This window comes from Halomonas sp. BC2 (genome assembly GCF_002078115.1).
In the GTDB taxonomy this organism is placed as follows: domain Bacteria; phylum Pseudomonadota; class Gammaproteobacteria; order Pseudomonadales; family Halomonadaceae; genus Vreelandella; species Vreelandella stevensii.
Genome location: NZ_LFGT01000022.1, coordinates 100,546 through 110,650, shown reverse-complemented (window position 1 = coordinate 110,650; position 10,105 = coordinate 100,546). Strand labels below are relative to the sequence as shown.

Genomic DNA, 10,105 nt, shown 5'->3' with positions numbered 1-10,105 from the left:
TGGTTCGAAGCCCAGGCCAGGGGAAATCTCGCTAGCGCACCACGGCGTGCTGTTTCTGGATGAGCTGCCGGAGTTTTCGCGCCACGTGCTGGAAGTGTTGCGTCAGCCGCTGGAGACCGGCGAAATTCACCTCTCCCGCGCCAGCCATGAACGCCGCTACCCCGCACAGTTTCAGCTCGTTGCCGCCATGAACCCCTGCCCCTGCGGCCACCTGGGCGACCCGCGAAGCCGCTGCCAGTGCAGCGCCAGCCAGATTCAGCGCTACCAGGCGCGGCTTTCTGGCCCGCTGCTGGACCGCATCGACCTGCAGGTGGAAGTACCCGCGCTGCCACCGGAGCAGCTCACCGCACAAACCCAGGGCGAGCCCTCCAGCGCGGTGCGCGAACGGGTGATGGCCGCCCGGGAGCGGCAGATGGCAAGAGGTGCGCTCAACAGCCAGCTCAGCGGTAAAGCGCTGGAAGCCGCCTGCGCCCTCAACGATGAAGAGCGCGCCTGGCTCGCTGGCGTGCTGGAAAAGCTCAAGCTCTCCGCCCGTGCCTACCACCGGGTACTGCGCGTGGCGCTGACGCTGGCCGACCTGCAGGGTGAACCCAAGCCCTCTCAGCCCCACTTCATCGAAGCCATCGGCTACCGGCAGCTGGATCGTCTGCTGAAGGGGGCTTAACGCTGGAAAACATAACGCGCCACGTTATACTAAATACAAGTGCCAGTGGGATATATTGGGCATGATAAAAAGCTTCAAAAGTCGACAAACTGCTTTGATTTCGGGAGGCAACTCCTCGCGCAAGCTGCCACAAGATATGCAGCGTAATGCGCTCAAAAAATTACGCCAGCTTGATGCTGCCGCCACAATTGATGACCTACGGATTCCACCAGGTAATCGTTTGGAAGCGTTGCGAGGCGACCGCGAAGGCCAGTACAGCATACGCATCAATGATCAATGGCGTCTGTGTTTCCGCTTCCACAATGGCGACGCTTTCGATGTCGAAATCGTCGATTACCACACATAAAGGGAGGCCACAAAATGTCCAAACTTCCTAACATTCACCCCGGTGAAATTTTGTACGAAGATTTCATGCAGCCAATGGCAATGAGTAAAAATGCACTGGCCAAGCAGATGGGCGTCCCAGCGACCCGCATTGGTGAAATCACCCTGGGCCGCCGAGCGATTACCGCAGATACTGACTTACGCTTAGCCAAGGTCTTCGGCACCAGCGAAGGTTACTGGTTACGCCTGCAGAACGCCTACGACCTGGAAGAGGCCCGCCGTCACCAAGTGGCGTGACCCACTATCTCATTTAACGGCTCAAGCAGCTGTACCTACATCGAAGCCATCGGCTACCGGCAACTGGATCGTCTGTTGAAGGGGGCATAAGCCCCCTGTGGTCAGTGCGTTGCTGCCAGGCAATCCACCAAGCGTTGGCACAGCGCATCCAGCTTCTGGCCCGTGGCGTCATCGCTGAGCGCACCGCTGTCGTCGAACGCACTGCCCGCCTTGGGGAGCGAGAGCGGCTGAGGCAGCACGGTGAGGCTCAGGTTGGCGAGCAGTTGCTGGCCCAGCGGCAGCGCGCGAATTCCGCCCAGGCCACCGGGGGAGGCGGCCACCAGCGCCGCCCATTTACCGGCAAATAGTCCCAAACCGGGGGTATCGCCGTAGGGGCGGGACAGCCAGTCCAGGGTGTTTTTCAAAAGCGGGGTGATAAAGCCGTTGTACTCTGGCGAGGCGATCAAAAGCGCCTGGTGCTCTGCCAGAATCTCGCGCAGCTTCAGTACGTTCTCCGGCATGCCCTGGGCTTCGATGTCTTCATCAAACAGTGGGCAGGGGTACTCTTTCAAGTCGATGAACGTGGCCTGACCACCAAGCGCTTCGATGCGCTGGGCGGCCAGTTTGGCCAGCTGTTTATTCAGCGAGCCTTCACGGGCGCTGCCCGCAAAAACCAGTACTTTGGGCGATTGAGTGGCGGTCATGGCTGCTCCTTGGTGGGGGCTTCAGGTAGGTTCTCGACAAAGTGGTCCAGGGCTTCGAACAACACCTGGCGAATCGGCTCGGCTTCGTTCACCAAATGATGGCGCGCCTCCGGGTGGCGGTGTATCTCGGCGTTGGGAAACTTCTCCGCCAGAATGGTGAGATTCCACTCCCAATCGACGGTGAGGTCCTGCTCGCCTTGAAGAATCAAGGTGGGTAGCGGGCTGGGCTCCAGCGCCAACAGCCGGGGCATCCAGCGGCGCATGGCGGTAATCCACGCCACGCTCAACCGTTCAGGTTGCAGCGGGTCCTGGTCGCGCAGGAATTCGGTGAACTGCTCATCGGTAGAGTTGGGCCGATACTTGCGCGGCAGCTCCTTGACGAACGGACTGGCGATCAAGTGAAGCCAGCTGGATTGGCTCCAGCGCCAGGGCCGCACCAAAGGTGCCAACAGCACGATGCCTGCCCAGCCTGCCTCGTCCTGGCGCGTCAACGCATCCGTGGCCAGAATGGCCGCGCCGGTACTCTGCCCGACGCCTAGCCACGGCGTAGGCGCCATGCCATACACCTGCAGCGCTTCTTGCAGGTAAGTCAGGCAGTGCTGGTAGTCGTCGAAGTCTTCGATCTCGGCCCGGGGGCCGCTGGAGAGCCCATGGCCCGGCAAGTCCCACAGCACCACGCGCCAGCCCTTGGCCAGCAAGCAGCCCAGCAAATGGCGATACAGCCCCAGGTGGTCGAAATAGCCGTGAATCACAAACGCCGTGCCTACCGGTGCAGGCGGGCTCCACACCTGGCACCAGAGCGCAAACCGGCCGGTATCGATGAAACCAGCGTGCACCTCGTGGTTGTCACTCAATAAGGCCGCCAGACCATAATGGCAGAAGTAGTCGTGCATGGCGTCCATGAGTGCCTCGCCCGGCCTCAAGAGAGAGAACGGCGAATCGCCGGATGCCTGGAGAAACAGGCCTTCCAAATGCTGGAAATTATGCATCAACGTCTCTCCGTGAACATGACACATCCATGGGCTGCCGAAACAGCGCTTGATCGCAGCGGCAGCGGGGCCACTCTCATCATTTGGTCGAGCATTTTACCGCTTTCGGGTCTACCCTGTTTACATGCCACCGCAGGTGTGGAAGTATTTTCCATAAATCACCTTTCACCCGAGCCGTGGCACTAGAACAATCCACGGGCACCTTCACAGGAGATCCCCATGAGCGAGCGTATCACGCGCCACCGTTTACAGGTGGCAGCCGACCTGGACCGTTTCATCAACGAGCAGGCTCTGCCGGGCACCGGCGTCGACGAAAGCGCCTTCTGGGCCGGTGTCGATGCCCTGTTCCACGAGTTGACCCCCAAAAACCGTCAGCTGCTCGAAGAGCGCGACACCCTGCAAGAGAAGCTGGACGCCTGGCATCGGGAAAACCCAGGCCCGGTCAGCGACATGCCCGCCTACCGTCGCTTCCTGAAAGAAGTGGGCTACCTGGTAGAGCCACCGAACAGCGTGAAGGCCACCACCGCCAACGTCGACCGTGAAGTGGCCATTCAAGCGGGCCCACAGCTGGTCGTCCCGGTGAGCAACGCTCGTTACGCCCTGAACGCGGCCAATGCGCGCTGGGGCAGTCTGTACGATGCGCTGTACGGCACCGATGCCATCTCAGAAGAAGACGGCGCGGAAAAAGGCACCAGCTTCAACCCGAAGCGCGGCGAAAAAGTCATCGCTTACGCCCGTGGCGTGCTGGACCGTGCCGCCCCGCTGGCCACCGGTTCCCACCGGGATGCGGTGAAGTACGTCATTCGTGATGGTCACCTGGTGGTCAGCCTGGAGGGCGGTCGTGAAACCGGCCTGCAAGATGCCAGCAAGCTGATCGGCTTCAACGGCGACGCTTCGGCCCCCGAGTCGATTCTGTTGGCCAACAACGGCCTTCACCTGGAAATCCAGATCGATGCCAGCCACCCCATCGGCAAGACCGACCCGGCACACGTCAAGGACGTGGTCGTCGAAGCCGCGCTGACCGCCATCATGGACTGCGAAGATTCCGTGGCAGCGGTAGACTCCGAAGACAAGGTCGGCGTGTACAGCAACTGGCTCGGCCTGATGAAGGGCGACCTGGAAGAGAACATCGAGAAAGGCGGCAAAACCTTCACCCGCAAGCTGCACGCCGACCGCACCTGGCAAACCACCGACGGCAACAGCATCACGCTGCCGGGCCGTTCGCTGATGTTCGTGCGCAACGTGGGCCATCTGATGACCACCCCGGCGATTCTGGACGAAAACGGCAACGAGCTGCCGGAAGGCATTCTGGACGCGGTGGTGACTTCGCTGCTGGCCCTGCACGACCTGAAAAAAGATGCCGACCAGCCGCGCAACTCCCGTGCAGGCTCGGTGTATATCGTCAAGCCGAAGATGCACGGCCCTAAAGAAGTCGCCTTCGCTAACGAGCTATTTGGCCGCGTGGAAGACATTCTCGGCATGAGCCGTGACACCCTGAAAATGGGCATCATGGACGAAGAGCGTCGCACCACGGTCAACCTCAAGGCATGTATTGCCGAAGCCACCTCGCGCGTGGTATTCATCAACACCGGCTTCCTGGATCGTACCGGCGATGAGATGCACACCGCCATGGAAGCAGGCCCGATGGTTCGCAAAGGCGATATGAAGAGCGCCGCGTGGATCACTGCCTACGAGAAAAACAACGTGCAGGTCGGTTTGGCCTGTGGCCTGCGCGGCCGCGCCCAGATTGGTAAAGGCATGTGGGCCATGCCCGATTTGATGCACAGCATGCTGGAGCAGAAGATTGGCCACCCGAAAGCCGGTGCCAACACGGCGTGGGTCCCTTCCCCCACAGCGGCGACCCTGCACGCGCTACACTACCACCAAGTAAACGTGAACGACGTTCAGCGCGAGCTGGAAGCCCAGGGCGAGCCGGACTTCCTGGATGACCTGCTCACCGTGCCGGTAGCGGAAAACCCCAACTGGTCGGATGAAGAGATTCAGCAAGAGCTGGATAACAACTGCCAGGGTATTCTGGGTTACGTGGTGCGCTGGGTTGAACACGGCGTCGGCTGCTCCAAGGTGCCGGATATTCACAACGTTGGCCTGATGGAAGACCGTGCCACGCTGCGTATCTCAAGCCAGCACATTGCCAACTGGCTGCACCACGGCATCGTTGATGCACCCCGCGTTGAGGAAACCCTCAAGCGTATGGCGAAAGTAGTTGACGAGCAGAACGCTGGCGACCCCACTTACACGGCCATGAGCGCCGACTTTGAAAGCTCTACCGCGTTCAAAGCCGCCTCTGACCTGGTATTCAAGGGTCGCGTACAGCCGTCTGGCTACACCGAGCCGCTCCTGCACGCATGGCGTCAGGTACATAAGGCTAAGTAAGCCCAATCGCTTAATAGCCACCCAGCCCTAAGGCTCGCGCCTTGGGGCTTTTTTATTTATGCTAGCCTTACGTTGACGTAAAAGAAACACACAGCAAGCTACGCGACAATTTAATGCGCTGGCAGTAGGTTGCCGAGAGGGTCTTATGCCAAGGATGGCATAAGTAGCGCCCAGGGATGGGTTCACAGCGCCCTCTTGGCGACCTACTGGCAGCAGATCCCCAGCCTGTCAGAGTGAATAACAACAATGACCGTGATGACCGCCGAGCAGATTGAGCACTTTTTAGATGAAGTCTTTCCCCAGCGGATGGGCAAGATAGTGAGCGTTGGAGAGATGTGCGCCACCATGCGCCTACACATTGGCCATGAGCACCTGCGCCCTGGCCCCCGCGTGTCAGGCCCTACCATGATGGGCTTTGCGGATGTGGCGCTCTACGTGGCGATACTCGCCCAAATAGGCCCCGAAGCGATGGCCGTGACCAGCGATTTAAACTGCCACTTTCTACGCGCAGCCTCCGGCGATCACGATATTATCGCCCACGCCAAGCTGATTAAGCTGGGCCGCCGCCTGGCGGTGGGCGAAGTACAGATTTTCTCCGCCAGCGATGACACGCGCCCCGTGGTGCATGTCACCGCCAGCTATGCGCTGCCGGATAAACTCTAGGCAGCCGAACAGCGCGGTCGTTCACGCTTTAACGCGCTCAACTCACTTTGGGGAGCTGGTCGATCAGCCGATCCAGCGTCATCGGGTAGTCCCGTACGCGAATACCGGTGGCGTTAAGGAAACGCTGCACAAACCCCGCCACAGCCACCTGGCAGCCGCCACCATTATCGCCCTAGCAGAGAGCCTAGGGCTTGATGTGATTGCCGAGGGTGTGGAAACCGCCGATCAAAGTACAGTACTGGCTCGCTTGGGGTGCCATGTCTATCAGGGCTACTTCTTTAGCAAGCCAGCACCCGCAGCAGAGTTTGCGCGACGCAACGGCGCTTCTTCGCCTACAGCGTCATAAACGGCTGGGCGTCTTGATCGCTGAATAGGTAAACGTTGTAAGGCTCGCTTTGGGGCCCTGGCATGCCCGGTGTGCCAATTGGCATACCGGCTAAGCCGATGCCATCGACATCCGGTTGCTGTTCAAACAGTGCCTCAACCGCTTCCATCGGCACGTGCCCTTCGATCCAGTAGTTGCCTATCTCGATGGTGTGGCACGAGCCCATGCCGTAAGGCACGCCCGCCTGCTGCTTAATATCACCCAGCTCGACGTCATCGATGATGGTGACGTCTACGCCAAGTTCTTCAAGATGACGCGCATACTCATCGCAGCAGCCACATTGAGGGTTCTTATACAGCGTCGCCTCATCCGGCAGCGCGGCGTGGGCGGTCGCAGCGCCGAACATCAAAGCACCGGATACCAGCAGCGCAGTGGCATGTCGTTTCATATCGCTCTCCTATGACACCGTTTTTTGCAAAGCTTACCACCTTGGGGCTACCCACAGGTCAAGGACCAGACAACGGTCTTTCCCTCTCATTTGACCTATGGGTGGCACCGGGTTCTACGCTAAAAGGTGGACGTTGATCGTAAGACGACAAGGAGGCTGATGATGGCAGCAACGACCCACCACACCGCACAGGTGTATCGGATGAAAACCGCCGAGCACATGTGCCCGTTCGGCTTGAAGACCGTCGACCTGCTCAGGCGCAAAGGCTACGCGGTGGATGACCACACCCTCACCTCTCGTGAGGAGATCGACGCGTTCAAGGAGCAGGAGAACGTCGATACCACGCCACAGGTGTACATAGATAACCAACGTATCGGCGGCTACGAAGAGCTGCGTGAGCATCTAGGGATGAGCGTTCCCAATGCCAAAGAGACTACCTACCGTCCGGTGCTGGCCATTTTTGCCGTCGCGCTATTGATAGGCCTGGCGATGAGCTGGACGACCCAGGGCACGCTGCTCACGGCGCGCATGCCAGAGTTTGCCGTAGCGACCGCGATGGTGCTGCTGGGCCTGCAGAAGCTGCAGGATATCGAAAGCTTCAGCACCATGTTTCTCAACTACGACCTGCTCGCCCAGCGCTACGTGCCCTATAGCTACGTTTACCCCTACGCCGAAACCGCCGCCGGGCTGTTGATGCTGGCTGGTACACTGATTTGGGTAGCCGCGCCGCTGGCGCTATTCGTCGGCACCGTGGGCGCGGTATCAGTCTTCAAAGCGGTTTACATCGATAAGCGCAAACTCAAGTGCGCCTGCGTGGGTGGCAACAGCAACGTTCCGCTTGGCTTTGTGTCGCTCACCGAAAACCTGGTGATGATCGGCATGGGCCTGTGGATGCCGCTGCGCATGCTACTGGGCTAGCGTCGATTAAGAGCGGCTTAGCAGCGCCGTGACGCCCAGGGCCAGCCAACCGGCCATCAGCAGCAGCCCGCCGATCGGCGTCACGATACCTACGCTCAACCCGGCCAGCGCCATCAGGTAGAGCGAACCAGCAAAGGCCAGCACACCTAACGCCCATAGGGCGAGTACGACCTGCTGACCAGGGAGCGGACGGTGGCTGCGCCACGCAAGCACCGCCAGCATGGCCAGCGTGTGCCACGCTTGGTAGCGCACGCCGGTTTCTACGATATCTACCATGGCAGCGCTGGTGCGTGCCGCCAACCCGTGGGCGGCGTAAGCCCCCAGCATCACCATGGTTGCCCCTAAAAGCGCCACCACACACCACCACAGCTTGTCGATTCGCTGCACGCCTGACTCCTTTTCACCTATGTTGGCGGCGCATCGCCACCCCGTTAATCATTGAGATATTCACCCCGCTGCATACCTTGCACGGGTCGAAACCGCTACAATAGAGGCCGTTTTGCCTCCTCCACCAGGGTGCTTACTGTTTATGCCTACCCCCAATGAGTCGATACAGCTTACGCTCAACGGCGAACCCTACGCCATGACCGCAGGCCTCACCGCTGCCGACTTGGTCGAGCAGCTTGGCCTGGGCGGGCGTCGTATCGCTGTCGAAATCAACGAACAGATTGTGCCCAAGAGCCAACTGGCCGCGACCCCGCTGGCCGCAGGCGACCAGATCGAAGTGGTCCACGCCATTGGCGGCGGCTAGCTGCCGGTGCTTTTTCAAGGAATCGCTATGACGCAACTGACTGATACACCGTTCACCATTGCCGGACGTGATTTTAGCTCCCGCCTGTTAGTGGGTACCGGCAAGTACAAAGACTTTACCGAAACCGGTGCTGCCATTGCCCAGAGCGGTGCCGAAATCGTCACCTTTGCCGTGCGCCGTACCAACCTTGGCCAGGATGCCGATGCACCGAACCTGCTCGACGTCATCTCGCCCAAGCACTACACCCTGCTGCCCAATACCGCGGGCTGCTACAACGCCAAGGATGCGATCCGCACCTGCCGCCTGGCCCGCGAGCTGCTGGATGGCCACAACCTCGTGAAGCTGGAAGTGCTGGGCGATGACCACACGCTCTACCCCAACGTGGTCGAGACACTAAAAGCTGCAGAAACCCTGCTGGCCGATGGCTTCGATGTCATGGTGTACACCAGCGATGACCCCATCGTGGCACGTGAACTGGAAGCCATGGGCTGCTGTGCCATCATGCCGCTGGGCTCGCTGATTGGCTCGGGCCACGGCATTCAGAACCCGCACAACGTGCGTCTGATCGTCGAGCAGAGCAAGGTCCCCGTATTGGTAGACGCCGGCATCGGGACGGCCTCGGATGCCTCCATGGCCATGGAGCTAGGGTGCGACGGGGTACTGCTGAATACCGCGATTGCCCACGCACGCGACCCGCTGCGTATGGCCAACGCCATGAAGCTGGCCGTGGAAGCTGGCCGCGACGCCTTTTTGGCCGGGCGCATGCCGCGCCGCCAGAGCGCCGACCCCTCTTCGCCATTTGCAGGCCGAATCAACGGCTGATACAGAGACATCATGACCGACACTAACGACACTGTGCCGAACGGCAACACCACTGGCCCGGAGAGCGCCGATGCGCCATTGCATCGTCGCGGCATCAAAAGCTACGTGATCCGTGCCGGGCGCATGACCCAGGCCCAGCAGCGCGGCCTGGAAGAAGTATGGCCACGCCTGGGCTTGACCATTGCCGATGGCCGCCAGGATCTGGATGCCCTGTTTGGCCGCCAAGCCCCCCGCGTGGTGGAAATTGGCTTTGGCATGGGCAATTCGCTGATCGAACAGGCAGAAACCCACCCGGATACCGACTTCATCGGCATCGAAGTACACGCCCCTGGCGTGGGCAAGCTGCTGGACGAGGTCGACAAGCGCGGTTTGACCAACCTGCGGGTGTACCGTGAAGATGCGCTGGCCGTCCTCGAGCAGTGCTTGCCGGAAGCCTCGCTGACGACCCTGCAACTGTTCTTCCCCGACCCATGGCCAAAGAAAAAGCACCACAAGCGGCGCATCGTCCAGCCGGCCTTCGTGGAGCTCATTCGCACGCGCCTCATGCCCGGCGGCACCTTCCATATGGCCACCGACTGGGAAGCCTATGCCGAATGGATGGCCGAGGTGATGGAGGCGGCCCCTGGTTATGCCAACACCGCCACGCCCGAGACCGCACCTTACGTGCCCCGCCCGGCCTTCCGCCCGCTCACCAAGTTCGAAGCGCGCGGCGAAAAGCTCGGCCACGGCGTATGGGACTTGATCTACCGTCGGGAAGAGTAGAGTTCCATCCAGCTAGATTGGCAGAAAGGGGTTATTACAGTGTTAGACGCTACGGTCAGCATCAA

General features: G+C 60.4%; 14 protein-coding genes. 10 read left to right on the top strand and 4 right to left on the bottom strand.

Going from position 1 to position 10,105, the window contains the following annotated elements:
* The 3 genes from B7L71_RS13720 to B7L71_RS13710 all read left to right on the top strand — a co-directional run.
* On the top strand, nucleotides 1–664 hold a 664-nt coding region (locus B7L71_RS13720), incomplete at its 5' end, for an ATP-binding protein (RefSeq protein ID WP_139790138.1).
* Between the two features lie 61 nt (nucleotides 665–725).
* Nucleotides 726–1,010, top strand: a complete 285-nt coding sequence (locus B7L71_RS13715) for a type II toxin-antitoxin system RelE/ParE family toxin (protein ID WP_081138640.1) — start codon at nucleotides 726–728, stop codon at nucleotides 1,008–1,010.
* Nucleotides 1,011–1,024: 14 nt separating this feature from the next.
* On the top strand, nucleotides 1,025–1,285 hold the full coding sequence (locus B7L71_RS13710) for a HigA family addiction module antitoxin (protein ID WP_081138639.1): 261 nt from the start codon (nucleotides 1,025–1,027) through the stop codon (nucleotides 1,283–1,285).
* A gap of 101 nt (nucleotides 1,286–1,386) precedes the next feature.
* Here the strand turns inward: B7L71_RS13710 and B7L71_RS13705 are convergent, their stop codons facing one another.
* Both B7L71_RS13705 and B7L71_RS13700 read right to left on the bottom strand, forming a co-directional pair.
* Complete coding sequence (locus tag B7L71_RS13705) at nucleotides 1,387–1,968, bottom strand: NADPH-dependent FMN reductase (RefSeq protein WP_081138637.1); 582 nt, start codon at nucleotides 1,966–1,968, stop codon at nucleotides 1,387–1,389.
* Nucleotides 1,965–2,957: an alpha/beta hydrolase gene (locus tag B7L71_RS13700; RefSeq protein WP_081138636.1), complete on the bottom strand. Its 993-nt coding sequence runs from the start codon at nucleotides 2,955–2,957 to the stop codon at nucleotides 1,965–1,967. The genes B7L71_RS13705 and B7L71_RS13700 overlap by 4 nt, the downstream gene beginning before the upstream one ends.
* A gap of 219 nt (nucleotides 2,958–3,176) precedes the next feature.
* On the opposite strand from B7L71_RS13700, the gene B7L71_RS13695 reads away from it, so the two are divergent.
* The 3 genes from B7L71_RS13695 to B7L71_RS17755 all read left to right on the top strand — a co-directional run bounded on the left by B7L71_RS13695 (nucleotide 3,177) and on the right by B7L71_RS17755 (nucleotide 6,360).
* Entirely contained in the window at nucleotides 3,177–5,351 is a 2,175-nt protein-coding gene (locus tag B7L71_RS13695; RefSeq protein WP_081138634.1) for a malate synthase G, read from the top strand.
* Nucleotides 5,352–5,597: 246 nt separating this feature from the next.
* Nucleotides 5,598–6,014, top strand: coding sequence for a PaaI family thioesterase (locus B7L71_RS13690; protein ID WP_054640757.1), 417 nt, complete (start codon nucleotides 5,598–5,600; stop codon nucleotides 6,012–6,014).
* Between the two features lie 124 nt (nucleotides 6,015–6,138).
* Nucleotides 6,139–6,360 (top strand): EAL domain-containing protein, encoded by a 222-nt coding sequence (locus tag B7L71_RS17755; protein ID WP_371858606.1) that lies wholly within the window; start codon nucleotides 6,139–6,141, stop codon nucleotides 6,358–6,360.
* Here the strand turns inward: B7L71_RS17755 and B7L71_RS13680 are convergent.
* Nucleotides 6,347–6,787, bottom strand: a complete 441-nt coding sequence (locus tag B7L71_RS13680; protein ID WP_054640755.1) for a DUF411 domain-containing protein — start codon at nucleotides 6,785–6,787, stop codon at nucleotides 6,347–6,349. The two genes, B7L71_RS17755 and B7L71_RS13680, sit on opposite strands and share 14 nt — an antisense overlap.
* 162 nt (nucleotides 6,788–6,949) lie before the next feature.
* Here B7L71_RS13680 and B7L71_RS13675 point away from each other — a divergent pair, with 162 nt between their 5' ends.
* A complete protein-coding gene (locus B7L71_RS13675) occupies nucleotides 6,950–7,705 on the top strand; it encodes a glutaredoxin (protein ID WP_212636763.1) in 756 nt (251 codons plus the stop codon).
* Nucleotides 7,706–7,711: 6 nt separating this feature from the next.
* Here B7L71_RS13675 and B7L71_RS13670 read toward each other — a convergent pair whose 3' ends face one another.
* Nucleotides 7,712–8,092, bottom strand: a complete 381-nt coding sequence (locus B7L71_RS13670; protein WP_081138629.1) for a DUF423 domain-containing protein — start codon at nucleotides 8,090–8,092, stop codon at nucleotides 7,712–7,714.
* 142 nt (nucleotides 8,093–8,234) lie between these two features.
* Between B7L71_RS13670 and thiS the strand changes: the two genes are divergently transcribed.
* The 3 genes from thiS to trmB are packed head-to-tail and all read left to right on the top strand — an operon-like array spanning nucleotide 8,235 to nucleotide 10,040.
* A complete protein-coding gene (gene thiS, locus B7L71_RS13665; protein WP_044629870.1) occupies nucleotides 8,235–8,456 on the top strand; it encodes a sulfur carrier protein ThiS in 222 nt (73 codons plus the stop codon).
* A gap of 27 nt (nucleotides 8,457–8,483) precedes the next feature.
* Complete coding sequence (locus B7L71_RS13660; protein WP_081138627.1) at nucleotides 8,484–9,278, top strand: thiazole synthase; 795 nt, start codon at nucleotides 8,484–8,486, stop codon at nucleotides 9,276–9,278.
* A gap of 12 nt (nucleotides 9,279–9,290) precedes the next feature.
* A complete protein-coding gene (gene trmB / locus B7L71_RS13655; protein ID WP_081138626.1) occupies nucleotides 9,291–10,040 on the top strand; it encodes a tRNA (guanosine(46)-N7)-methyltransferase TrmB in 750 nt (249 codons plus the stop codon).
* Nucleotides 10,041–10,105 lie beyond the last annotated feature (65 nt).